The organism is Agarivorans albus, from assembly GCF_019670105.1.
Lineage (GTDB): Bacteria > Pseudomonadota > Gammaproteobacteria > Enterobacterales > Celerinatantimonadaceae > Agarivorans > Agarivorans albus.
The window spans coordinates 733,227-756,590 of sequence record NZ_AP023032.1; the positions used below are offsets into that span (position 1 = coordinate 733,227).

Below are 23,364 nucleotides of genomic sequence, written 5' to 3' on the forward strand. Positions count from 1 at the left end.
AGGTAATGGAAATTATTCTATTAGACAAAATCGCTAACTTAGGCGGTTTGGGCGATCAAGTTAATGTTAAAGCAGGTTACGCACGTAACTTCTTGATCCCACAAGGTAAAGCTGTTCCAGCAACTAAAGCTAACGTAGAAGTTTTTGAAGCTCGTCGTTCAGAATTAGAAGCTAAACTAGCTGAAACTTTGAAAGCATCTGAAGCTCGCGCTGAGAAACTAAATGCTCTAGAAGCAATTGTTATCGAAGCTAAAGCTGGTGAAGAAGGTAAACTATTCGGTTCTATCGGTACTCGCGACATCGCTGATGTTGTAACTGCTGCTGGTGTTGAAGTAGTTAAATCTGAAGTTCGCCTACCAAACGGTGTATTACGTAACACAGGTGAAGTTGAAGTTGTTATTCAAGTTCACACTGACGTAACTGCTACTGTTACTCTACAAGTTGTTGCTGCTGAATAATTTCAGCTAAATAGCTTGAAAAAACCGCGCCTAGGCGCGGTTTTTTTGTATATTGGCTATGATTTTAAAGGATTTTGAAAGATAGTTGAGATAAATCCGGTTTTGACTATAAGTATTTCGTTGTCGCAAATTGGTTACTTGAACAAGGAGAGTTAGAGTGCGTTTATTTTTGGTTTTAGCGACCGCCTTTATCAGTGTTTTTTCCCATGCCAATAACAGCTGGTCAGACATAGAGCAGCAAGCTAAAGGGCAAACCGTGTATTTTAATGCCTGGGCTGGAGCCGATAATATTAATGCCTATATTCGCTGGGCAGGTGAGCAAGTTAAGCAGCGCTATGGTGTTGAACTTGAGCATGTAAAAATTACCGATACCGCCAATGTTGTCAGCCGTATTTTGGCAGAGAAAGTGAGTGGCAGAACTAACGGTGGCAGCGTTGATTTGGTGTGGGTTAACGGCGAGAACTTTCGCGCTTTAAAAGAGGCCAAATTGCTCTATGGTCCATTTAGCCAGGACTTGCCAAATTTAGCACTTACCGATACCAATAGCCCAGCCTTGCAGTATGACTTCACCATACCTGTAGAAGGCTACGAGTCTCCTTGGGGAGGCGCCCAACTGACATTCTATTATGACGGTGCGCGGATTAAGCAAGCACCAACGTCGATGCAAGCATTACTTGGCTACCTGCAGCAAAGCCCAGGTTTATTTAGTTATCCAGCTCCGCCAAGCTTTTATGGTACCACTTTTGTAAAACAAGCCTTGTTTGAAACCATTGATGACACCGCGCAGCTTTATCAGCCGGTTGATAAACAAAACTTTAATAAGGCTACCAGCAAGCTATGGGCTTATTTAGACCAGTTACACCCATTAATGTGGCGCCGTGGCCAAAGTTTCCCTAGTGGTAGCGGGCAAATGCAGCAGCTCCTAAATGATGGCGAGCTAAGTATCGCTTTTAGCTTTAACCCTAATGATCCTGCCGCTGCTATTGAACAAGGTTTATTGCCGGAATCGGTACGTAGTTATGTGCATCAGGTAGGTACAGTAGGGAATACTCATTTCTTGGCTATTCCGTTTAATAGTGACGCCAGCGCAGGTGCGATGGTAGTGGCCAACTTTTTATTGTCGCCTGAAGCGCAAGCACGTAAAGCCGATTTAACCTATTGGGGTGACCCTACGGTATTGGCTTTGGACAAACTTAGCGCTGAACAACAGCAGTTTTTTGCTGGACAGCAAAACCAAGCTAGTTTAAGTGCTGCAGATCGCGCCAAGGTTTTAGGCGAACCTCATGCTACTTGGGTCGCTTTATTAGAAGCAGAATGGTTGCGTCGCTATAGCCAATGAGTCTATTTTCCAAAAAGGCAGCAGTGTTATTTCCAGTGGTGACCTGTGCACTGCTGATGCTGCCTTTGCTGTTTGGTTTTATTGATACGCTTTTACCTGCTTTTGGCTACTTTCCAATTGCGTCAAAACACCAATTTAGCTTAAGCGTTTGGCAACAGCTATTTAGTTATTCTTCATTATGGCAATCGGTATTGCTTACGCTGTTTACTGGTTGGGCTGCTGCTTTATTGTCATTGATATCGGCGCTTTGGCTAATCATGCACTGTTATCAAAGCCGTTGGTGGCAGTTTCTAGAAAAAACGCTGGCCCCATTTTTGGCCATCCCACATGCTGCAATGGCCATTGCTTTATTATTTCTATTAGCGCCAAGTGGCTGGCTGATGCGTTTGGTCTCCCCTTGGTTAACCGACTTTAACTATCCGCCTTTATGGCAAACCACTCAAGATGCTTGGGGGCTAAGCTTAATACTCGCTTTGTGGGTGAAAGAGTTACCATTCATGTTACTGGTATTAATGTCTGCTTGTTCTCAATTGCCAGTAAAACGCAGTTTGGCACTTGGCCAAAGCTTTGCTTATTCGAGCCAGCAAGTATGGCAAGATATTTTGTTCCCGCAGTTAATTAAACGTATTCGCTTGCCGTTTTTTACGGTGCTTGCGTTCTCACTTACGGTTGTGGATGTGGCGCAAATTATCGGCCCGAGTAAGCCTGTAACCCTGGCACTACTGGTTTGGCAGTGGTTTAGCGATAGCAATATCGATCTGCGTTTAGTGGGAGCAGCGGGCTCATTGCTGCTGCTTGCTGTAGTGGTATTGAGTGTCTTGTTGTCTTTAGGCTTAGAAAAGCTCTATCTCACTAGGCAACTAAATAAAGCCATGCAAGGTGTTCGCAAATCAGCGAGTCGCGGCAAACTCGCCCGTGGTTTGTTAGTGACACTGGTGCTTAGCTTAGTATTGAGCTTATTGGTGATCCTTATTTGGTCAATAACTTGGCGATGGCGATTTCCTGATGTATTGCCTGCACAGTGGAGCTTGCACTATTGGCAGCAAGCAGGGAGTTACTTGCTATCCCCATTATTTAATAGTTTAGGCATTGCGTTTTCTTCGGCCGCCATTAGTTTAATACTGGTTGTTGGCTGCTTGGAGTACCAATTAAAACAAGCCAATACGTCGCGCTGGTGGTCAGTAATGATGTACTTGCCTTTGTTGTTGCCTCAAGTGGTGTTTTTATTTGGTGTGCAAGTTCAGCTGTTTAAGTATCGCCTAGATGGCAACCTCATTACTGTTATCTGGGCACACATTATTTTTGTTCTACCCTATGTGTATTTATCTTTGGTTGGCAGTTATCGGGCCTTTGATAAGCGTTATATGCAGGCAGCGGTTAGTTTGTCGCATAGTTATTGGCGCAGTTTTATGGCGGTAAAACTACCCATGCTTACTCGTCCTTTAGGCTTGGCTTTTGCTATTGGTTTTGCTGTGAGTATTGCTCAATACTTGCCTACTTTGTTTGTGGGAGCAGGGCGAGTGAGTACTCTAACCACCGAAGCAGTCGCGCTGGCTTCTGGTGGTGATAGGCGAGTCACTGCAGTTATGGTGATATGGCAAACTTTACTGCCACTGCTGGTGTACAGTGCTGCTATTGCTTGGCCTAAATGGCGCTACCGGCATTTTCGAGGGATGCATAGTTAATGTTAGAGATTAAAGATTTTGGTTTGGCGTTTGCTCAGCAGCACTTTTTAAGCAAGCTTAATATGTCGGTGGCCGGTGGCGAAATAGTGACTATTATGGGGCCGAGTGGGTGTGGTAAATCTAGTTTTCTAGCGGCTATTGCCGGCACTTTAAACGAAGGCTTTACTTGCTCGGGAGAAGTGAGTCTGGCCGGGAAATCTTTGCTGAACATGCCGCAAGCGCAACGCCAAGTTGGAATGCTGTTTCAAGATGATTTGCTGTTCCCGCATTTTAATGTTGCTCAAAACCTGCAATACGGCTTAGCGCATGCCAAACAAGGCCAAGCAGCTCAACTTATAGAACAAGCTTTAGCTGATGCTGGTATGCCTGGCTATCAGCAGCGTGATATTGCTAGTTTGTCGGGCGGTCAGCGGGCGAGGGTAAGTGTATTACGTAGTTTATTGGCAGAGCCGAAATTGTTATTGCTTGATGAGCCTTTTAGCAAGCTAGATAAACCCTTACGCAAACAGTTTCGCGAGTTTGTGCGAGATAAAATTGAAGAGCTGTCAATTCCGGCTCTGTTAGTTACCCATGATGCTGAGGACAGTTTACAAGCTCCGCCTATTTCGATTTTTTGATAGTGGTTTTTGCCTAAGTATTAAGCTGTTGCTGTTGAGTTTTATTTGATAAGCTTAATTTTCCTGAGGCTTTATTGTGTGGAGCGAAAGCGTCAGGACTCACATAGAGATCCCCAATAACAATAAAGAGGATGAAGATGAACAAATTGATTATTGCGTTGGCATTGTCACTACCATTTGTCGCATCAACCGCAAGCGCGGCTCCAGCTAAAGCGCCATTATGTGCTGCGTGCCACGGAGCTGAAGGAAAGGCTATGATTCCGGGCTATCCGCATTTAGCCGGCCAAAATGAGCAATACCTAGTATCTTCGCTTAAAGCCTATCGTGATAAGCAGCGTAATGGTGGACAAGCTGTTGTAATGCAGGGCCAAGCGGCTAACTTAACCGACGCCGAAATTGCCGAATTAGCTGCCTACTACGCTAAAATGTAAGCAGCCGTTTTTTGCAATAAGCCAGCCTAGAGCTGGCTTTTTAGTTTCTGAACCTGGGAGAAATGTTACTTGGTGTGGCTGCATAATTCCCGCATAATAGGCGCCAGTAACAAACAACCGCAATGAAAGATTATGGCAGCCAGCGCGCCCTCTCGTAAGTTTAAAGATAAAGATAGAAAGCCTAAAGATTCGCAAATTGATCAGCTTAAAGTGCCTCCACACTCGTTAGAAGCTGAACAGGCAGTATTAGGTGGCTTAATGCTCGACAATAACGCTTGGGACAATGTGTCGGAGCTGGTGGTTGAGCAAGACTTCTATCAACGTGCTCATCAATATACATTTTCGGCCATGCACCGTTTGGCGGAAAGCGGTCAGCCTATCGACTTGGTGACAGTATCGGAAGAACTAGAGCGCCAAGAACAATTAGACGATATTGGTGGCTTTGCTTATCTGGGGGAGATTGCTAAAAATACCCCAAGTGCTGCTAATATTCGTGCCTATGCCGAAATTGTTCGCGAGCGAGCGGTAACTAGAGAGCTAATTTCAGTGGCTAATGAAATTGCCGATAGCTGCTATGAGCCGGCTGGTCGAAAGAGTAGTGATTTGTTGGACTTTGCCGAGAGCAAAGTATTTAAAATTGCTGAGTCGCGCGCCAATGCCAACGAAGGCCCTAAAGAAGTAAAAGGTTTGCTGGCCGAAACCATTGATAAAATTGAAGAGTTGTACAAAGCGCCTAACGACGGGGTAACCGGTGTATCTACCGGTTTTGCTGACTTAGACAAAAAAACCGCAGGCTTACAAGGTTCCGATCTTATTATTGTTGCTGCCCGTCCATCGATGGGTAAAACCACCTTTGCGATGAACTTATGTGAATACGCAGCAATGACCCAGGATAAACCAGCTCTGATTTTTAGTTTGGAGATGCCCTCTGAGCAAATCATGATGCGTATGTTGGCCTCTCTAGGTCGAATTGATCAAACTAAGATCAGAACCGGCGCCCTAGATGATGACGATTGGGCTCGCTTATCTTCCACTATGGGCCTTATGGCCGAGAAATCGAAGATGTATGTGGATGACTCTTCTGGCTTAACCCCCACCGAAGTTCGCTCTCGTGCTCGCCGTGTTGCGCGAGAAGAAGGCGGGCTTAGCATGATCATGATTGATTACTTGCAGCTGATGCAAGTACCGGGTTTAAGTGAAAACCGGACCTTAGAAATTGCCGAAATTTCCCGCTCGCTTAAATCGCTGGCGAAAGAATTAAACGTACCGGTTGTGGCGCTTTCTCAGCTTAACCGTAGTTTGGAGCAGCGCGCCGATAAACGCCCAGTAAACTCCGACCTACGTGAATCGGGCTCTATTGAGCAGGATGCCGACTTAATTATGTTTATCTATCGTGATGAAGTTTATAACGAAGGAACGGATAACAAAGGCCTTGCCGAAATCATTATTGGTAAGCAGCGTAACGGCCCGATTGGCCGTGTTCCACTTACCTTCCAAGGTCAGTTCTCTCGTTTTGATAACTGGGCTGGCGAATTTTACGACGACGAATAGGTACTAATGGAAATCGCTAACGCGCAAGTTTCGCTATCTGCTTTAAAACATAATTACGCAGTATTAAAGCAACGTGCACCTAGTAGCAAAATTTTAGTTGTTATTAAAGCTAACGCTTATGGCCACGGCATGTTGCAAGTGGCAGAGGCTTTGGCGGAATTAGCAGATGGTTTTGCCGTTGCTCGTTGTAAAGAAGCGATCGCGTTGCGCAAAGCGGGGATTAAATCGCATATCCTGGTGCTAGAAGGTTTTTTTGATGGTGCAGAAGCACAAGAGTTAGCGCAACATCAAGTTGCTACGGTCATTCATAGCGAGCAGCAATTAGAGCTGGTAGAACAGTTATCATTAAAGCAGCCCTTAGAGACGTGGATTAAGCTCGATACAGGAATGCATCGTTTGGGTTTGTTGCCCGAGCAATTTAAGCATTTATTACCACGAATTCGCACGTGCCAAAATATTCAGGCACCTTTCAAGCTGATAAGTCATTTTGCTTGTGCTGATGAGCTAGAACATCCTTTAACACCCCAGCAAATTACATTGTTTAGCGAATTAACCAAAGAGCTTGGTGTGGAATGCTCGTTAGCTAATTCGGCTGGAATTCTTCTTTGGCCAGAGGCTCATGCGCAGTGGAACCGTCCAGGGATTTCCATGTACGGTATTTCTCCTCAAGTGGATAATAACGGTGCGGATTTTGGTTTGATTCCAGCCATGACCTTGCAAACTAATCTTATCGCGGTGCGTGAACACCCAAAAGGTGAGTCGGTAGGCTATGGAGCTACTTGGCAAGCAGAACAAGATACTCGGTTAGGCGTAGTTGCTATGGGCTACGGAGATGGTTATCCGCGTAGCGCCCCTAATGGCACGCCGGTGTGGCTTAACGGTCGCTTAGTGCCTATTGTTGGACGGGTCTCTATGGATATGTTGTGTGTTGACCTTGGCCCAGATTGTAAGGATAAGGTCGGCGACAAAGTAATACTTTGGGGGCCAGAGTTACCCGTTGAGACGATTGCAAAGGCGGTTGGCACTATCGCTTATGAGCTGGTCACTAAGTTGACTTCAAGAGTTCGTATAACTTACACAAACTAGGGTCTGTAGATCTTTGCTGATGGTTTTTGCAGCAATTTATTAGCCATTTAGGCAAGGCAGTGAGTGTGCAGTTAAGTGGGTTTAATAATCACTCGCTAACGCTGAATAAATGGCTAAGAAATGCTGCCCGAAGGATTCGGATACGCGAACTTTGCTCTTTGTTAAGCACTTCTTGCTTAGCCCACTAGGCTTCTAAGTGCTCGCCGCGATTAAAGCCCACTTATCTCGAACAAAATTTCAACACCAAAGATCAACAGATCCTAGTATTTACAAGTTCATCAAATTAGGCTATTAATTGGGTGCTGAATTATTAATCTATATTTTGATAGTTACAGCCTATCGAATTAATTGATTAGATCAATTCGTCAAGTCGACAATTTTGGCGCATTATTTATAGCGAAATTGATAACCTATTTAACAAGGAATACGAAATGAGTGTATTAGTTGGTCGTCCTGCTCCAGACTTTACTGCCGCTGCTGTTCTAGGTAACGGCGAAATTGTTGATGCCTTTACGCTAAGTGAGCACATCAAAGGTAAAGCTGCGGTAGTATTCTTCTACCCACTAGATTTTACTTTTGTTTGTCCTTCTGAGTTGATCGCTTTTGATCACCGTTTCCAAGATTTCCAAGATAAAGGCGTTGAAGTAATCGGTGTATCTATCGATTCTCAGTTCTCTCACAACGCATGGCGTAACACTGCTATTGAAGATGGCGGTATTGGTCAAGTTAAATACCCACTAGTAGCAGACGTTAAACACGAAATCTGTCAGGCTTACGATGTAGAGCATCCAGAAGCTGGTGTTGCTTTCCGTGGTTCTTTCCTAATCGACACTAACGGTGTTGTTCGTCACCAAGTAGTTAATGACCTACCTTTAGGCCGTAACATTGACGAAATGCTACGTATGGTTGACGCATTAAACTTCCACGAGAAGCACGGCGAAGTATGTCCTGCACAATGGGAAGAAGGTAAAGAAGGTATGGACGCAAGCCCTGAAGGCGTTGCTAAGTACTTATCTGCTAACGCTGAAGGCCTATAATAAGCCGCTAGTTAGCTAGAAAGTAAAAAGCCCGCAACAGCGGGCTTTTTTGTATTTATCGCATAAAACTAAATATTTTCGAAACAAATCTCTATGGTGGCGTGACCATGAATAGAAGTGAAAGGGATCAACACTTTAGGTCCTTCAGTTTTATGAGTAATGGTATGAGACGGACCTGATACTACCACCGGGGTCGCCATATCAAAATCGTAGCCATCTTCAGCCAGTAAGCGTTTCGCACCACCAGTCACCATGTTAGTAATTTCACCAACCATGTCGGTGACTTCTTCATTAATAGATTCTGGCGCTTCACCTAACATGCGGCGCATAATTTCAATAGCCAAGCCTTTATCAAAACTGATTGATAAAGAGCCTTTAGTTTGTGGGCCAACCATACCAATCAGTCCAGAAACATCACCGCGTGCAATTTCATCTTTTTTAAGCCCTGGCTTACCTGGCTTTAGCTCTAGTTGAGCCATGGTTTCGAGCACGTTTAAAAGAGACTTTAGAAAAGGGTTAACAAAATTTACGTCCATAGTGACCGATAACTTCCTACTGTGGGTGATTTTGGTCAAATTTAAATCAAGCGCTTAAACAGGCTGAAGACCAAAGCCACAAAAACTATTGAGAATTATTATAAGAATCGCACGAGATCCGATGAGCTGCAACTATTAGTCATATTTTTAAGAAGTGTTTCACTGAATCGTTGAGACTCAGTTGATATTCTCATTTATATCCTTTTAGCCTTCGGCTCATTTATAGTTGTTAGGAATTATCGTCGCGAAAAGCCTAAAAAGATAATAATGAATGCCGCTGGATCTCCAAGCTGCTAGCTCAAAGGTTCGCTGTAAGTTATTACACAGTGCCCAAGTCCCCCCTGTTTTATATAAATCTTGCCAGTGTTTTTTAAACACCTTTAAGCGCCCGTAAAAAATGTATTGCCAACGACCAGACTCGTTGCCTTGATTTGCTCTGCGAAACCACACCAGTGGTTTCGCAATAAACTTATATCGATGACCTTTGGCAAGCAGTGTGAGAAACAAATCATAGTCTTCTGCGATAACCTGAGAATCGAAGCCCTTAGCCTCGATAAAGTCTTTTCGTTTAACTAGCCAACTCGAAGGAACAATATGCGAGTCTACCAGGCTATCACTCATACTAAGATAAAGTGGTTTAGCGTCGCAGGTTTCGCTGGCTTCACCTTCTTCAGAAAAGATATTGGTGGCGCAGTGACAACCAGAGAGTTCCGGCTCGCTCTCCATAATTTGCTGTTGAAGTGCAAGTTTGTGTTTATCCCAATAATCATCGGCATCTAGAAATGCAATGAACTCACCTTTGGCAGCCTTAACTCCATTGTTTCGTGCTTCAGCTATTCCGAGATTACTGGGGTGATCAACAATAGTCGCCACCGAGCTAAATTGCTCTAGGTATTGTCGGGCTTCCTTGCTTGAACCATCATTCACAATGATTAGTTCTAGCGCTGGCTGAGTTTGTTCGATTACAGAGCTCACAGTTTTAGAAATAAACTGCTGATTATTAAAATATGGGATCACCACCGAGGTTTTGGCTTCCATTCTTTCATCCTTGAAAGTTTCATCACCTTAATCAGGTTTTATACAGTTGTGCTAGTTATTACAAATGCCAGACTACCAGTTAAAGTTAGTTGAGCAAGTGACTTAAGATAAGTTTATCGATGATGCCGGCGTAGAGTTTGAACTAGCACTCTCAACAGACCTTGCCTATTGCATGGTTAAATACAAGGAAGTGAAATGAAGAAATTAATCGCTGCAGCTTTTCTTTTCTCTCTTTTTGAAGGCGCTGTTTATGCTGCTGCAGAGATAAACCATGATGAAATGTTTGTGCTCAATTTTGAAGGCCCTGATTATTTGCGAACCATTCGTTATACCGAGCCATTTCGCGACGGCGATGAATGGAATATGGGCTCAGTGGTACATGATAAAACCGTTTACCACAATGGCTGGATAACAGTATTTAATGGCGAACTTGAGTTGCGAAAACAAGCACATGGTAGGGTGTTTGTTTACCCAAATGCTGAGCAGTTGGCGGCTGAAAACTGGACTATATCACTGATTATTCAGCCTGATTTAAGCGGTTCGTTTATTGATAGAAGTGGAGCAGAGGTGTATGAGTTTGTTGGTGAGTTTGCAAGGCTCCCCGAGCCCCAAAAAGATAGCTCTATCAATGGCTATTCTAATTGGCAGCTGGCTTTTAGTATCGTGCCAAAACGTGGCGTGTACTCAGTTAATGGAGAGCAGCGTTATGAAGGCAAACTTGTAGGCCGTGCAAGCTGGTTAGCCGAGTGGGTTAAAGCTGGCGAATTTCAATTTTTACTCGAATAAGTAAAGCTTAGTTAAGGCAAAGTATTCTCTGACAAGATTGGGCAATACCTACTCAGCCGTAGTATAATTGCTGGCTGAGTTAAGTTAACTCAGGTATTTAGATGCACTTGATAGCGGCTAGCTAAAACAAGCTTGGCTTACGAACGTAGTGCTTTGATCTTTTAGCTTTTTATTATTATGTTGAGCCCATGACCCAAGTTTCACCTTACCAACCTCATCGCTTTTCTGTTGCGCCTATGCTCGATTGGACTGACCGTCACTGTCGTTACTTCCACCGTTTGATGAGCAAAAATACTCTGCTTTACACTGAAATGGTAACAACAGGTGCGATTTTACATGGCAAAGGGGATTACTTAGGCTTCTCTGAGCAAGAGCATCCACTAGCTTTACAACTGGGCGGCTCAAATCCGCAGGAATTAGCCGAATGTGCAAAACGCGCTGAAGATTTGGGATATGACGAAGTAAACCTGAATGTTGGTTGTCCATCAGATCGCGTGCAAAATGGCCGTTTTGGCGCTTGTTTAATGGCCGAGCCTGAGCTGGTGGCGGAATGTGTTAGTAAAATGCAGCAACAAGTTAAGATTCCAGTGACGGTAAAAACACGGATTGGTATCGATGAGCAAGATAGTTATCAGTTTCTAAAAGACTTTATTGAGCCGGTGGCTGAAGCTGGTTGCGAAACCTTTATTATTCATGCGCGTAAAGCTTGGTTGTCTGGTCTTAGTCCAAAGCAGAATCGAGATATTCCTCCGTTAGATTACCCAAGAGCTTACCAAGTAAAAGCTGATTACCCGCAGCTAACCATAAGCGTAAATGGCGGAATTGCTAGCTTGGAACAAGTGCAAGAACACTTAAAGCATCTTGATGGCGTTATGCTAGGCCGCGAGGTTTATCAAAACCCTTACCTATTAGCGGATGTGGATCAACAGATCTTTGACGATCCGCAGCCAGCATTAAGCCGCCATCAAGTGGCTGAGTTAATGCTGCCATATATTGAAAACCATTTGGCACAAGGCGGCCGTTTACAGCATATTAGCCGCCACATGCTGGGGTTGTTCCAAGGTTGTGTGGGAGCGCGTGCTTGGCGTAGGCATTTAAGCGAGAATGCGCATAAGAAAGGTGCTGGCATTGAAGTGATGCAAGCCGCAATGGACTTAGTTCCAGAGCATCAAGAAGCCTAGTTAGCTTGCTTACTTGTTTAATTGAGGCCGCTTTATGCGGCCTTATTATTATCTGGCACAGCCCTTGCTATCACTACCTGCGAAGAGTCAGCTTTTTGTCAGGAGTGCAAAACAATGGAATTTTTAGGACGTTTAATCGCCCGCTGGGGCATATTAGACATTTTTATGGCGTGGGTGCTTACCGCCAGTGGCATGTTACTGGTTATTCCCAAGCAGTGGTTACCTGAAGCAGGCTTAAACGCGCAACTGAGTATGGTGTTAACTATTAGTTGTGTAACGGGCTTGGCTTATTTTCTTAGCCGCGGGTTGTTGTTGATTATGACCAGTATTACGGGAGCCGTTCAGCATCGTCGAGAATTACAACGACTCGCTTCGATGATCTCGTGTTTGGATCATTCTGAGCGTGCTATTTTACGCGAGTTTATTATTACTCGTCGCAGCGTATTAAGTCTGCCGTTAAAAGAGCCTGCCGTAGCAAACTTAATGGAAAATGGTGTGTTAAAGCCAATGAATGATCAACATGTTCACGAGCAGCGAAGCAATGTGGACATGATGATAAATTTAGCGGCGCGGCCATTATTGAGTTACAAAGCTTTAGGCTTACCGGTTGGTAAGTTAAACGAAGAGCAAATTGAACATTTGAAATCAATTCGCCCTCGCTTTTTACAGCCAGATTACAAAGCAAATCGTACTCACTCTGGGAAACTATTTAGGATCCGTGCCGGTGATACCGAAAGCCAAACGGCAGCGTAGTTTAACTAGTACGCTGTTTTAGATAACCCGCGTAATCGGGGACATCTACCGAAAACTCCTGATTAAAGTGACGGCTGGCCAAGATAAATTCAGCCGTCGCTTGGTTGGTAGCCATTGGTATATTCCATACCGCAGCCAAACGCAGTAGCGCTTTTACATCAGGGTCATGCGGAACCGCGTCTAGTGGATCCCAGAAGAAGATCATTAAGTCTATTTTACCTTCCGCAATCATTGCGCCTAATTGTTGGTCACCACCCATTGGACCGCTTAACAAGGCCTCTACTTCAAACCCTTGCTGTGACAACAGTGTGCCGGTGGTGCCTGTTCCAAATAGTTGATGTTTAATTAAATCTTCGCGATGATTTTTCGCCCAGTTAATTAACGCCGTTTTTTTATGGTCGTGGGCTACCAATGCAATACGTTTGCGAACGTTCATGGTGCGGGTGGTTGTATCCATGTTACCTCTTAAATACGATTAGTTTGAAAGCGTTTACTACAGATTATGTTACTGTTTGTATTTACTATTAGCTAGCAACAGCCAGCAGATAATCAAGGTGGGATAACAAAAACGTGTGCGGTAGCGTAATGATTGGCGGTGAATATGAAATACGACAAGCCGTAGGTGTGGATTCGTTATTTCTAGATTTTGGCGAAACCAAACAGTATCGCCCTAGCGAGTCGTTGCCAGCTTTGATTATTGAGCAGGAAACCCTGCGTTGTAAGCCTTTTATCTGGGGAATAAAGCACCCTCAACATCCCCAACTTGTTATTAATGCTCGAGTAGAAAGCGCTGCTAATAAAGCTATGTTTCAAAACGCCTGGAAAACCCAGCGTTGTTTACTGCCAGTAAAAGCGTGGCATGAATGGCGTAATCAAGAACGTTTTGAGTTTAGTTTGGAGCATCAAAATGTATTATTGCTGGGCGGTTTGTATTTGCAGGCTCCTGAGGGAAAACAGCACTTAGTTGTTCTTACTCAAGCTGCAGCGAGCGCTTTACAGCAATATCATCATCGCATGCCTTTGTTGTTTGAACTTGAGCAAGGCTTGCGCTGGTTGGCCGGGGATCCTTGTAAATATAAGGCGGAGCAGTTTCATTATCATGTGTCGAGCAATAGCCCACAGATTAGCTTGTTTTAGTTGCAAGTATATTTTGTCGCATCAAGTTTCTAGGAGTGATTGATGATTTACATTTTTGGTTATGGCAGTTTAATTGATGCAGATTGCAGACAGTGTACCTTTCCTGGTGAACATGCGTATGCTGCGCGGTTACATGGCTACCAACGTTATTGGAGTGGTTTGAAAAGCGCTGATGACCGTTCCGCTGTTGTAATTACCCCCGATAATAATGCTAGTGTGAATGGGGTGCTGATTCCTTTTGATGAAAGCTTCTTGCCTGAACTGGATAAACGCGAAGAAGATTACGATAGAGTATTACTCGATGTTTCACAGCTTGATCTCTTAGATACGCTGCCAAAGCCAGCGGTTAAAATATATACCTATGTGGCTAAAGAGTATTGGCATCCACAGAGCAATAGCCCTATTTTACAGTCTTATTTAGATGTGTGTTTGCGAGGGTGTTTGGCGGTAAATGAGCAATACGCGCGTGAGTTTTTGCTTTCGACCAATTATTGGGTAAGCCACTGGTTAGATGACCGTCATCAACCTATTTACCCAAGGGCCATTAATATGGATGCTCTAGCCTTAGAGCAAATTGATTCGATACTAAATGATATGGCGCATTTGGCTGATTACAACCCGGTCGCTCATAGCTAAGAATTTGGGCATAAAAAAAGGCGCCTAAGGCGCCTTTTTTAGCTTCTATAAACGTAGTTTACAGTACGTGTACAGAAGAAGTGTTAGTAGTACCAGAAGGTACTAAGGCACCAGATACCATCACTACGATGTCGCCTTTGTTTGCAAGGCCTGATTCCATCGCTAAATCTTTACCAAGCGCGTAGAAAGAGTCAGTGCTTTCAATGCTTTCAACAACGTGAGGAATAACACCTTTAGTTAAGCAAAGTTGAGCAGCAGTTTTAGTGTTAGTAGTAATTGCTAAGATGTTAGCTTGTGGGAAGTATTTACGAACAGATTTCGCAGACTTACCACCTTCAGTAGCAACAACAATAAGAGGAGCACTTAGCTTCTCAGAAGTTTCTACAGCACCTTTACATACCGCTTCAGTGATGCGTAGTTTACCGCTATCACGTGCTGGATCTAAGTTAGAAGGCATTACTGCGTCAGTACGACCACAAATAGTTGCCATAATAGATACAGCTTCTACAGGGTATTTACCTTTAGCAGACTCACCAGAAAGCATTACTGCATCGGTACCGTCTAGGATTGCGTTAGCAACGTCGCCCGCTTCTGCACGAGTTGGACGTGGGTTTTTGATCATTGAATCAAGCATTTGAGTTGCAGTGATAACCAACTTACGTGCACGGTTACACTTCTCAATCATCATCTTCTGAGCGAAGATTACTTCTTCAACTGGGATTTCAACACCTAAGTCACCACGAGCAACCATGATGCCGTCAGAAACTTCTAGAATTTCGTCGAAGTTATCTACACCTTCTTGGTTTTCGATTTTAGAGATGATTTGGATCTTCTCGCCGCCATTCTCTTTAAGAAGTTGACGAATTTCTAGTACGTCTTCTTTCTTACGAATGAATGATGCTGCGATGAAATCAACACCTTGCTCACAACCAAAGATTAAGTCGCCTTTATCTTTAGCAGAAAGAGCAGGAAGTTGAACGATAACGCCAGGAAGGTTAACACCTTTGTTTTCGCCTAAGTCACCGTTGTTAAGAACAGTACACTTAACTTCGTCATCAGATACTGCGATAACTTCCATTTCAATTAGGCCGTCATCTACTAGGATGATGTTGCCTACTTTCAAGTCAGCAGCAAAACCAGGGTAAGTTACCGCTACGCGAGTTGCATCGCCGATTACAGTTTGGTCTGTAGTGAAAGTGAACTCTTGACCAGCAACTAGGCTAACGTCTTCGCCGCCAGCTAGTTTAATAGTGCGGATTTCTGGACCTTTGGTATCCAATAAAACAGCAGCAGATTTGCCAGTGTTCTTAACAACTTCACGTAGGTTGTTGATGCGAGTGCCGTGCTCAGCAAAGTCGCCGTGAGAGAAGTTAAGGCGCATTACGTTCATGCCTGACTCAACTAACTTAGTTAGCATTTCTACCGATTCAGTTTTTGGACCAATGGTACAAACTATTTTGGTTTTCTTCATTGAAGTGACTCTCCGTTAAGGATGCTAGTAAAAAATCTGCGCACATTATACAAGATTGATCACAAAAGGATATGTAGAAAAATAACTACAAATCCGAATGTCGATCAAAATAATGTCGATTTATAATTCACAAATGTGGCTTGTTAATTGTGCAATTTTGTAAAAGCTCGCTGTTTTGCTCATTATTTGAGCATCTAGCAAGTATAAAAAAACCTCGCCAAACTGCGAGGTTTTGATGCGATTTTATCGCTTATTCAATTTCACCACAGAAACGATAACCTTCACCGTGGATGGTGGCGATAATTTCTGGTGTTTCCGGGATCGACTCAAAGTGTTTTCTGATGCGGCGAATTGTCACATCAACTGTACGATCGTGTGGTTTAAGCTCGCGACCAGTCATTTTCTTTAATAAGTCTGCGCGGGTTTGAATTTGTCCCGGGTTCTCAACAAAGTGCAGCATAGCGCGAAACTCACTACGTGGCAGTTTGTAAGTCTCTTGGTTTGGACTAACTAATGAGCGACTATTAATGTCTAAGGTCCAACCGTTGAAGCGGTATTCTTCAACCGTGCCTTTATCTTCACTAGCTACTTGACCATTTACGGTACGGTTAAGTAGGTTGCGAGCTCGAATAGTTAATTCACGTGGGTTAAATGGTTTGGTGATGTAGTCATCGGCACCAATTTCCAAGCCAAGGATCTTATCTACTTCGTTGTCGCGTCCGGTTAGGAACATTAATGCAATTTGCTCACGGTCGCGCAACTCACGCGCTAATAACAGACCATTCTTACCAGGAAGGTTAATGTCCATGATAATTAAGTGAACAGAATGCGCTTCTAATACGCTGTTCATTTCATTGCCGTCAATCGCTTCGAACACATTGTAACCTTCGGCTTCAAAAGTGCTTTTTAGCGTATTACGAGTGACCAGTTCGTCCTCGACAATTAGAATATTTGGTGTCATGGTCTTCCCCAATGCTGTTTAGAATAAAGTTGGCTTGTGAACAGGTAGCGCTATATAGAAGGTGAGGCAATGGCTACTTATTCATCCATGTTGAGTTTGTGTTAAAACTCGTTGAATGGCAAAAAAATAGACAAATAGTTTGTCTAAAACGCGTGATAAATCAGCGTACGAGACCTTCCACATGCATTGTTCGTTACAAGCAGTAAACATATTCTATGGGCTTAACAGTGATATAACAACTTGAGTCTGAAAAAAGCTTACGTTTTCTGCGGTGCTTTTGATTCAAATCAATCGAAAATTGCGAATAAAGCGAATTTTACTAATCAATACTGAAAATAAACTACATGTTTAATTTGTATCAAAACACCATTTTTCTGGCAAATACCGACTTTAAATATCAAGAACTTGCTGTTATCACCGCGAGTAATCCTGATGGTGTGACGCGAACTCGACGATTTAATCACTGGCTTGACTGTCATTTTATTTCATTTTTGCAGCGTCATCAGTTTCGTCACTTTTGGGTATTTGCTGGCTCAAGGGATCTAAATCATTACGAATATAGTGCAATTGTTGACTGCTCGTTAATTGATGCTCAACATATTGCAAAGGCTTTCAGACAAAAGGCCTTTTATTGGTTAGATAACGAATGTTACCTTTACGACACTAAGCGTTTAGCGAGCGCCCATTCTAGCCTCGGAGAAATACCGCCCCGCTGGTTTAATAACCCTTGGGCTTACAACAAGATGATAGAGGACTATCACTATGCAAGATCTACTACCGGAACTGTGCGACCTATATCCAACTCAAGTTAAATTACTCGAGCCCGTTTTCCAGATTTATGGAGCTAAAAAGCTGTTTCATGGCCAAGTGGAAACCGCTAAATGTTGGCAAGATAACAGCCGAGTAAAAGAGTTATTGGCCAGCCCTGGTGAGGGGAGGGTATTGGTTGTTGATGGCGGAGGAAGTACCCAAAGAGCCTTAATGGGAGATCTCATTGCAGACTCTGCTTACATACAGGGCTGGGCGGGCGTGGTAATTTTTGGTGCTGTTAGAGATGTAGCTGCCATTAACACTATGGAATTGGGGGTTAGGGCATTAGCAGCTTGCCCAATGAAAACAGAGCGTAAGGGCTTGGGGGAAACAGCCGGGTCAGTAAGTTTTGCTGGCCAAACTATTCAGCCGGGTATGTACTTATATGCTGATGAAAATGGAATTTTAGTGAGTGATCAAGCGTTGCAGTTGCCGGAAGGGTTTGCTTAAAAGCGATAGCCTAAACCAAACTGCACTTGTTGTTGCGTCTCTTTATCTTGTTGAGCCTCAACTTGATAAACGGCTTTCACATCAATGTTCTTCAGCAGGTGGTAGGTGCTAGATAGTTCTAAGCTATGCTCAGTATTGTCGTACTTGGGTTGGTGAACTTGCACGAGTTTACTTTGGATAGACAAGCTTTTTAAGGGTTGGTAGTTAAGCCCAGTTGAAAGGTTAAAGCCTTTACGTGTGGCAATGTCGTCGTATTGGTTGTTAACCCCAGCTTCAACGAACAAAGATAGCTCATTGCGAAGCTTGTGTTGATAACCACCGTTGAAAAACCACGAATCAACATCATTGGATTCACCGGTACTCACAAATTGGCTGTTGTTGTAACCAGTGATGTACCAATTTTTCACCTGGCTACGTGACGATAGCTGAACGTGTTCGCCATCGCCGTAGCTTAAGCTCATTTCATTTTCTACTTCAGCAGCCGCTAAAGAGCCGCTGGCAATAACAAGCACAGCAGCAATCGAATGCTGGAATAGTAACTTAGCCACTGCCGTCTCCTTGTTATTATTTTTCTTAGTAACAGTAGTATGGTTGATCATCACTTTAAGATCATTGTGGATCTTCAAAAATTTGCAGAAAGCCCAATAAATGATTTTAAAGCCAAATTTTCTAGCACAATCGTCTAGCGGTTAATAAATCGACGGCGTCTTCTGTATGGATATACGTCTTCAAACTGGCCGTTTTTAATGTTTTGCTGCAGATCTTGCCAAAAACTGGCTTGAAAAAGCTCTGCATGTAACTCTTTAAATACCTGTTTAACGATGGGTTTTCCCAATAAAAAGGTGGCAAATTCCTCAGGGAAGATATCGTTAGGTCCCACCGAATAACAGGGTTGTGCCGCCCATTGATCTTCAGGATATTGAGATTTTGGAAACTCTCTAAAATTACATTCCGTCATATAGGAGATTTCATCATAGTCGTAAAATACTACACGACCATGACGGGTGACCCCGAAATTCTTAAACAGCATATCTCCGGGGAAAATATTGGCAGCAGCTAGCTGTTTAATGGCATTGCCATACTCATCAATAACTTGCCGAGTTTGCGCTTCGTCAGCTTGATCCAGGTACATGTTAAGCGGGATCATTTTCCGTTCTGTATATAAGTGTTTAATGGTGATGGAATCTCCCTCGATATGCAGCACCGAAGGCGCAACCGCTTGCAGTTCATCTAGTAAGCTCTGGCTGAAGCGCGCTAGTGGAAATTCAACGTTAGAAAACTCTTGAGTATCCGCCATTCTTCCCACTCTATCGTGCTGTTTTACCAGTCGGTATTTCTCTTTTACAATGGCGTGGCTTACGTCTTTGGGCGGGGTAAATTCATCTTTAATAATTTTGAATACAACATCATACGAGGGCAGGGTAAATACACTCATCACCATGCCTTTAATGCCGGGTGCTAGCTCAAATTGATCACTGGAATTGTGCAAGTGATTGAGGTAGTGGCGATATAATTCGGTTTTACCATGTTTTTGACAGCCAATGGCGGTAAATAGCTCGTAGTCAGTTTTATTGGGCAACAGTTGCTTAAGAAAATTGACTATCCGGCGCGGGGCTGGGGCATCTACCATGAAATAAGAGCGCGCAAAGCCAAAAATAATACTCACTTCGTCACTATCAATTAGCACGCTATCAACAGCCACTTTGCCTTGCTGATTAAGTAAGGGAAACACTATGGGAAAACTATGAGCTTCACTGGTGTATTGGCCAATAAGGTAAGCGGCTTTGTTTCGGTAAAACACCGGTTGTAACATCGTTATTTTGTGTAGCTGTTGCTGATCCAGCTGCGGAAGTTCCGTCAAGCGTTGCTTAATAAACTCTATGTCGCGAGGTAAATCTTCGTATTCGATATTAAAGCGATAGTCTTCGAAGAGCTGCTTTAATAAGGTATCCAACGAGGTATTCTGATAAGTATGGGTAAGCAGTTGGTAATCAAACAGTTTGCTGCATCGGCTAGGGCGAATAAACAGTTGGCTTTCTTCTATATAGCGATGATGAAATAAACGCTGATAGACAGAATTGAAAAACGACTCGGCTACTTCAAAATTATCATGCTGTTTAAGCAACTCTGAGTAATGAGATTTTACCGCTGCACAAAAGGCATCGCTTCGTTGTAGGTGGCCGGTGAGCTGTTTAATCGCTGCTCGTGCCTCAGTTACGTGGTGGTCATAAAGGCGAATACGTTCTCGTGAGGCAAGCTGCACCGACATCCAGTCAGCTTCTTCAAAGCGTTTTTGAGCACCTCTAGTTACTTCCAGGAAGCATTGATAAAAGCTATTGAAGCGCTGCAGCATGGCGTGGGCGGCTTGGTGTTCCATTAATTGCGTCATCGGCTATTTCTTATTGTTGTTTTTTTATCCACTATGGCAGGATTTAAACACCTGTTCAAATTTTTGTTGTGAAGTTGCGGCTGTGGTATTCATCTCCATATCTAGCACCTTACTCGGTCGTTTCGTCTAGTTTTCGCACATCGAGTAAAGGTTGCTTTCAAGCGCTAAGGTTAAAAGGCGCTAGTGCCCTGAATTTTCGATTAAAAGCTGCTATTTTAAGCTGTTTGTTATGCTCAGTATCTTTTATGCGGAGCCAAGCTTATTCTTTAAAAAACCTTCCTTTAAAGCATAAATAAGGCTAAAAGCGCACTTTTATGCATTTGGCTTAGATAAATAAAGCTTGACTATCCACCTCAGCTGGTTAAGGTATGGCCATAAATTGGATTTAGTTTTTTATTAAGATGCTAGTACGTTTTGCTTACACAACCACCGGAACTATTACCCGCACCACCACATGCGGGTCGGGCTGGTTGTAGCAACTTACTACATCGAAGAAAGCCCGTATCAACCACGATACGGGTTTTTTTTTGGGAGGAATAATGCGAGTCTTAAAATTTGGTGGATCATCTTTAGCTGACGCTGAGCGCTTTAATCGCGCAGCAGACATTGTGTTAAGCAATCAGCATCAATCTCAAATGGCAGTGGTATTGTCTGCCCCTGCTGGGGTAACCAATGATTTGGTTGCTGTAGTCGATAAAGTTAGTCACGGTAACGATGGCGAAAGCTATTTGACCCGCATTGACGCTACCTTCCAAGAGCTATTGTCAAAACTAAAAGAGAAATACGCTGGCTTTGCCATAGAGCAAATGCAGTTAATGGTGCACCAAGAGTTGGGCGAGCTTCGCCAACTATTGAAAGGCGTAGCGTTATTACAGCAGTGCCCAGACAACATTCGCGCCAAAGTACTGTCTACTGGCGAAAAGCTCAGCATTCATACTATGAACCACTTGTTGTCGGTTCGTGGTCATAGCGCCGAAATCATCATTCCTCAGCAAAAGTTAGTGGCTACTTCCGGTGGTTACCTAGAGGCGGTTGTTGATATTCAAGCCTCTAAACAGCGTTTGAACAAGGCGATGATTCAAGAAGATCTCATCTACCTAATGCCTGGTTTTACTGCGGGTAACGAGCAAGGTGAAACTGTAGTGCTTGGGCGTAACGGTTCTGATTACAGCGCAGCAGTTTTGGCAGCTTGTTTAGATGCGGAATGTTGCGAGATTTGGACCGATGTAGATGGTGTTTACAACTGTGATCCTCGTATTGTTGAAGATGCTCGATTGCTGCGCAGTTTAAGTTATCCAGAAGCGATGGAGCTTAGCTACTTTGGCGCTAAAGTACTTCATCCCAAAACCATTGCCCCAATTGCTCAATACCATATTCCTTGCCTTATTAAGAACACCTTTAACCCACAAGGTGAAGGCACCTTGATTGGCGCGCAAAGCCCTGCACAAGATGACTTGCCTGTTAAAGCTTTATCAAGCTTATCAGAACTAACCATGCTGACGGTGTCTGGCCCTGGCATGAAAGGCATGGTTGGCATGGCCGGGCGGATCTTTGAGAGCATTTCGCGCAGTAAAGTATCGGTTGCCCTTATTACGCAATCTAGCTGCGAATACAGCGTAAGTTTTTGTATTCACAGTATTGATGCATCGCGTGCCTTGGCTGCGCTAAACGAAGAGTTTGAACTCGAGTTAGCTAACCAGCTATTAGAGCCAATTGAAGCCATTGATAAGCTAGCGATTATTTCTTTAGTGGGCGACAGCATGCGCCGCAGTAAAGGTGTTGCCGCTCGCTTCTTTACCTCACTGGCAGAAGTGGCGATTAACATTGTTGCTATTGCTCAAGGTTCGTCTGAGCGTTCAATTTCTGCAGTTGTGTCGCAAGACAAAGCAGCTGAAGCGATTCGCGCCTGTCATCAAAACTTCTTTAACAGCATGCACTTTATCGACTTATTCCTAATTGGGGTAGGTGGTGTTGGCGGCGCTTTGTTAGAGCAGATTCATGCGCAGCAGAGTCATTTAAAAGAACAGCAAATCGGTATTCGTGTTTGTGGCGTAGCTAACAGCCGTAAGTTGCTATTAGATTCAAAAGGTTTGGATCTTGAGCACTGGCAAGAGCAATTGGCTGCAACCGAAGAAAATGGTGGCTTTACTTTAGATAATGTCACTAACTTGGTAGACCAAAGCCACTTAATTAATCCTGTGATCGTAGACTGTACCAGCAACGATGATATCGCCGGTAAATATGCAGAATTTTTAGCGAATGGCTTCCACGTGGTTACGGCCAACAAAAAAGCCAACACTTCGAGCATGGAGTACTACCAGCAGCTACGTAAAACGGCCATGGCAATGCGCCGTAAGTTCTTATACGACACTAACGTAGGTGCTGGTTTGCCAGTGATTGAAAACCTACAGAACCTGCTAAAAGCGGGCGATAAATTAGAGCGCTTTAACGGTATTTTGTCTGGTTCTCTGTCATTTATCTTTGGCAAGCTAGACGAAGGCATGAGCTTTTCTGAGGCCACTACAATCGCCCGTGAAAATGGCTTTACCGAACCAGACCCGCGTGATGATTTATCGGGTATGGATGTAGCGCGCAAGCTGCTAATACTCGCGCGTGAAGCAGGCATGCCACTAAGCATTGAAGATATTCAAATTGATATGGCCTTGCCACCAAATTTTGATTCAAGCGGAGATACCGAGGCGTTTATGCAACGCTTGCCTGAAGCCGACGCTTATTTCGCTAAGCTTATGGATGAAGCGGCCGCCGAAGGCAAAGTACTGCGTTATCTAGGCAGCATCGATAAGGGTGTTTGCAAAGTGTCGTTAAGTGCCGTTGCGGCAGATGACCCATTACACCGCGTGAAAGACGGTGAGAATGCCTTGGCCTTCTACAGCCGTTACTACCAGCCAATTCCATTAGTATTGCGTGGTTATGGTGCGGGTACTGCAGTAACAGCAGCGGGCGTATTTGCCGACGTATTAAGAACGCTTAACTGGAACCAAGAGGTGTAAT

Annotated in this window: 23 protein-coding genes; 16 read left to right on the plus strand and 7 right to left on the minus strand. The window is 43.8% G+C overall.

What is annotated here, in order from left to right; translation table 11 throughout:
* The first annotated feature begins 5 nt into the window (after positions 1 to 5).
* From rplI to K5620_RS03570, 8 genes are all read left to right on the plus strand, one after another.
* Positions 6 to 458 (plus strand): 50S ribosomal protein L9, encoded by a 453-nt coding sequence (gene rplI, locus K5620_RS03535; RefSeq protein WP_016400826.1) that lies wholly within the window; start codon positions 6 to 8, stop codon positions 456 to 458.
* A gap of 157 nt (positions 459 to 615) precedes the next feature.
* Complete coding sequence (locus K5620_RS03540; RefSeq protein WP_016400827.1) at positions 616 to 1,797, plus strand: ABC transporter substrate-binding protein; 1,182 nt, start codon at positions 616 to 618, stop codon at positions 1,795 to 1,797.
* Complete coding sequence (locus K5620_RS03545; RefSeq protein ID WP_040306937.1) at positions 1,794 to 3,482, plus strand: ABC transporter permease; 1,689 nt, start codon at positions 1,794 to 1,796, stop codon at positions 3,480 to 3,482. The genes K5620_RS03540 and K5620_RS03545 overlap by 4 nt, the downstream gene beginning before the upstream one ends.
* Positions 3,482 to 4,099, plus strand: a complete 618-nt coding sequence (locus tag K5620_RS03550; RefSeq protein ID WP_016400829.1) for an ATP-binding cassette domain-containing protein — start codon at positions 3,482 to 3,484, stop codon at positions 4,097 to 4,099. Before K5620_RS03545 ends, K5620_RS03550 begins: the two co-directional genes overlap by 1 nt.
* Before the next feature lie 137 nt (positions 4,100 to 4,236).
* Positions 4,237 to 4,530, plus strand: a complete 294-nt coding sequence (locus tag K5620_RS03555; RefSeq protein WP_040306938.1) for a c-type cytochrome — start codon at positions 4,237 to 4,239, stop codon at positions 4,528 to 4,530.
* A 132-nt stretch (positions 4,531 to 4,662) separates the two neighbouring features.
* Positions 4,663 to 6,081, plus strand: a complete 1,419-nt coding sequence (gene dnaB, locus K5620_RS03560; RefSeq protein WP_016400832.1) for a replicative DNA helicase — start codon at positions 4,663 to 4,665, stop codon at positions 6,079 to 6,081.
* 6 nt (positions 6,082 to 6,087) lie between these two features.
* Positions 6,088 to 7,167: an alanine racemase gene (gene alr / locus K5620_RS03565; protein WP_016400833.1), complete on the plus strand. Its 1,080-nt coding sequence runs from the start codon at positions 6,088 to 6,090 to the stop codon at positions 7,165 to 7,167.
* Positions 7,168 to 7,598: 431 nt separating this feature from the next.
* Entirely contained in the window at positions 7,599 to 8,204 is a 606-nt protein-coding gene (locus K5620_RS03570) for a peroxiredoxin C (protein ID WP_016400834.1), read from the plus strand.
* Between the two features lie 68 nt (positions 8,205 to 8,272).
* Here K5620_RS03570 and K5620_RS03575 read toward each other — a convergent pair whose 3' ends face one another.
* Positions 8,273 to 8,740 carry a chemotaxis protein CheX gene (locus K5620_RS03575; RefSeq protein WP_016400835.1) on the minus strand — a complete coding sequence of 156 codons (468 nt, stop codon included), beginning with the start codon at positions 8,738 to 8,740 and terminating at the stop codon, positions 8,273 to 8,275.
* A 216-nt stretch (positions 8,741 to 8,956) separates the two neighbouring features.
* Positions 8,957 to 9,778 carry a glycosyltransferase family 2 protein gene (locus K5620_RS03580; RefSeq protein WP_016400836.1) on the minus strand — a complete coding sequence of 274 codons (822 nt, stop codon included), beginning with the start codon at positions 9,776 to 9,778 and terminating at the stop codon, positions 8,957 to 8,959.
* A gap of 195 nt (positions 9,779 to 9,973) precedes the next feature.
* Between K5620_RS03580 and K5620_RS03585 the strand changes: the two genes are divergently transcribed.
* From K5620_RS03585 to K5620_RS03595, 3 genes are all read left to right on the plus strand, one after another.
* Positions 9,974 to 10,564 carry a hypothetical protein gene (locus K5620_RS03585; RefSeq protein WP_016400837.1) on the plus strand — a complete coding sequence of 197 codons (591 nt, stop codon included), beginning with the start codon at positions 9,974 to 9,976 and terminating at the stop codon, positions 10,562 to 10,564.
* Between the two features lie 188 nt (positions 10,565 to 10,752).
* The gene (gene dusA / locus K5620_RS03590) at positions 10,753 to 11,745 is read left to right on the plus strand and encodes a tRNA dihydrouridine(20/20a) synthase DusA (protein WP_016400838.1); all 993 of its coding nucleotides are present in this window, start codon (positions 10,753 to 10,755) and stop codon (positions 11,743 to 11,745) included.
* A gap of 114 nt (positions 11,746 to 11,859) precedes the next feature.
* A complete protein-coding gene (locus K5620_RS03595; RefSeq protein WP_016400839.1) occupies positions 11,860 to 12,498 on the plus strand; it encodes a super-infection exclusion protein B in 639 nt (212 codons plus the stop codon).
* A 1-nt stretch (position 12,499) separates the two neighbouring features.
* On the opposite strand, the gene K5620_RS03600 is transcribed toward K5620_RS03595, so the two are convergent.
* Positions 12,500 to 12,955, minus strand: coding sequence for a methylglyoxal synthase (locus K5620_RS03600; RefSeq protein WP_016400840.1), 456 nt, complete (start codon positions 12,953 to 12,955; stop codon positions 12,500 to 12,502).
* A gap of 113 nt (positions 12,956 to 13,068) precedes the next feature.
* Between K5620_RS03600 and K5620_RS03605 the strand changes: the two genes are divergently transcribed.
* Positions 13,069 to 13,635: an SOS response-associated peptidase family protein gene (locus tag K5620_RS03605; RefSeq protein ID WP_215426354.1), complete on the plus strand. Its 567-nt coding sequence runs from the start codon at positions 13,069 to 13,071 to the stop codon at positions 13,633 to 13,635.
* 42 nt (positions 13,636 to 13,677) lie between these two features.
* Positions 13,678 to 14,271, plus strand: a complete 594-nt coding sequence (locus tag K5620_RS03610; RefSeq protein WP_016400842.1) for a gamma-glutamylcyclotransferase family protein — start codon at positions 13,678 to 13,680, stop codon at positions 14,269 to 14,271.
* A gap of 58 nt (positions 14,272 to 14,329) precedes the next feature.
* Here the strand turns inward: K5620_RS03610 and pykF are convergent, their stop codons facing one another.
* Complete coding sequence (gene pykF / locus K5620_RS03615; protein WP_016400843.1) at positions 14,330 to 15,742, minus strand: pyruvate kinase PykF; 1,413 nt, start codon at positions 15,740 to 15,742, stop codon at positions 14,330 to 14,332.
* Positions 15,743 to 15,992: 250 nt separating this feature from the next.
* Positions 15,993 to 16,703 carry a two-component system response regulator ArcA gene (arcA, locus tag K5620_RS03620; RefSeq protein WP_016400844.1) on the minus strand — a complete coding sequence of 237 codons (711 nt, stop codon included), beginning with the start codon at positions 16,701 to 16,703 and terminating at the stop codon, positions 15,993 to 15,995.
* Positions 16,704 to 17,047: 344 nt separating this feature from the next.
* Here arcA and K5620_RS03625 point away from each other — a divergent pair, with 344 nt between their 5' ends.
* Positions 17,048 to 17,515: a DUF3293 domain-containing protein gene (locus K5620_RS03625; protein WP_215426355.1), complete on the plus strand. Its 468-nt coding sequence runs from the start codon at positions 17,048 to 17,050 to the stop codon at positions 17,513 to 17,515.
* On the plus strand, positions 17,466 to 17,963 hold the full coding sequence (locus K5620_RS03630) for a putative 4-hydroxy-4-methyl-2-oxoglutarate aldolase (protein WP_016400846.1): 498 nt from the start codon (positions 17,466 to 17,468) through the stop codon (positions 17,961 to 17,963). The genes K5620_RS03625 and K5620_RS03630 overlap by 50 nt, the downstream gene beginning before the upstream one ends.
* Here the strand turns inward: K5620_RS03630 and K5620_RS03635 are convergent.
* Both K5620_RS03635 and aceK read right to left on the minus strand, forming a co-directional pair.
* Positions 17,960 to 18,511: a hypothetical protein gene (locus tag K5620_RS03635; RefSeq protein ID WP_016400847.1), complete on the minus strand. Its 552-nt coding sequence runs from the start codon at positions 18,509 to 18,511 to the stop codon at positions 17,960 to 17,962. The genes K5620_RS03630 and K5620_RS03635 overlap by 4 nt on opposite strands.
* 134 nt (positions 18,512 to 18,645) lie before the next feature.
* A complete protein-coding gene (gene aceK, locus K5620_RS03640) occupies positions 18,646 to 20,352 on the minus strand; it encodes a bifunctional isocitrate dehydrogenase kinase/phosphatase (protein WP_016400848.1) in 1,707 nt (568 codons plus the stop codon).
* A gap of 539 nt (positions 20,353 to 20,891) precedes the next feature.
* Between aceK and thrA the strand changes: the two genes are divergently transcribed.
* The gene (gene thrA, locus K5620_RS03645) at positions 20,892 to 23,363 is read left to right on the plus strand and encodes a bifunctional aspartate kinase/homoserine dehydrogenase I (protein WP_016400849.1); all 2,472 of its coding nucleotides are present in this window, start codon (positions 20,892 to 20,894) and stop codon (positions 23,361 to 23,363) included.
* Position 23,364: the final 1 nt, after the last annotated feature.

What these genes read in the sequence shown, in the direction of transcription:
- rplI (WP_016400826.1), top strand. Translation starts at nt 6, where the DNA reads ATGGAAATTATTCTATTAGACAAAATCGCTAACTTAGGCGGTTTGGGC.
- K5620_RS03545 (WP_040306937.1), top strand. Translation starts at nt 1,794, where the DNA reads ATGAGTCTATTTTCCAAAAAGGCAGCAGTGTTATTTCCAGTGGTGACC.
- K5620_RS03550 (WP_016400829.1), top strand. Translation starts at nt 3,482, where the DNA reads ATGTTAGAGATTAAAGATTTTGGTTTGGCGTTTGCTCAGCAGCACTTT.
- K5620_RS03555 (WP_040306938.1), top strand. Translation starts at nt 4,237, where the DNA reads ATGAACAAATTGATTATTGCGTTGGCATTGTCACTACCATTTGTCGCA.
- dnaB (WP_016400832.1), top strand. Translation starts at nt 4,663, where the DNA reads ATGGCAGCCAGCGCGCCCTCTCGTAAGTTTAAAGATAAAGATAGAAAG.
- alr (WP_016400833.1), top strand. Translation starts at nt 6,088, where the DNA reads ATGGAAATCGCTAACGCGCAAGTTTCGCTATCTGCTTTAAAACATAAT.
- K5620_RS03570 (WP_016400834.1), top strand. Translation starts at nt 7,599, where the DNA reads ATGAGTGTATTAGTTGGTCGTCCTGCTCCAGACTTTACTGCCGCTGCT.
- K5620_RS03575 (WP_016400835.1), bottom strand. Translation starts at nt 8,740, where the DNA reads ATGGACGTAAATTTTGTTAACCCTTTTCTAAAGTCTCTTTTAAACGTG.
- K5620_RS03580 (WP_016400836.1), bottom strand. Translation starts at nt 9,778, where the DNA reads ATGGAAGCCAAAACCTCGGTGGTGATCCCATATTTTAATAATCAGCAG.
- K5620_RS03585 (WP_016400837.1), top strand. Translation starts at nt 9,974, where the DNA reads ATGAAGAAATTAATCGCTGCAGCTTTTCTTTTCTCTCTTTTTGAAGGC.
- dusA (WP_016400838.1), top strand. Translation starts at nt 10,753, where the DNA reads ATGACCCAAGTTTCACCTTACCAACCTCATCGCTTTTCTGTTGCGCCT.
- K5620_RS03595 (WP_016400839.1), top strand. Translation starts at nt 11,860, where the DNA reads ATGGAATTTTTAGGACGTTTAATCGCCCGCTGGGGCATATTAGACATT.
- K5620_RS03600 (WP_016400840.1), bottom strand. Translation starts at nt 12,955, where the DNA reads ATGGATACAACCACCCGCACCATGAACGTTCGCAAACGTATTGCATTG.
- K5620_RS03610 (WP_016400842.1), top strand. Translation starts at nt 13,678, where the DNA reads ATGATTTACATTTTTGGTTATGGCAGTTTAATTGATGCAGATTGCAGA.
- pykF (WP_016400843.1), bottom strand. Translation starts at nt 15,742, where the DNA reads ATGAAGAAAACCAAAATAGTTTGTACCATTGGTCCAAAAACTGAATCG.
- arcA (WP_016400844.1), bottom strand. Translation starts at nt 16,703, where the DNA reads ATGACACCAAATATTCTAATTGTCGAGGACGAACTGGTCACTCGTAAT.
- K5620_RS03625 (WP_215426355.1), top strand. Translation starts at nt 17,048, where the DNA reads ATGTTTAATTTGTATCAAAACACCATTTTTCTGGCAAATACCGACTTT.
- K5620_RS03630 (WP_016400846.1), top strand. Translation starts at nt 17,466, where the DNA reads ATGCAAGATCTACTACCGGAACTGTGCGACCTATATCCAACTCAAGTT.
- aceK (WP_016400848.1), bottom strand. Translation starts at nt 20,352, where the DNA reads ATGACGCAATTAATGGAACACCAAGCCGCCCACGCCATGCTGCAGCGC.
- thrA (WP_016400849.1), top strand. Translation starts at nt 20,892, where the DNA reads ATGCGAGTCTTAAAATTTGGTGGATCATCTTTAGCTGACGCTGAGCGC.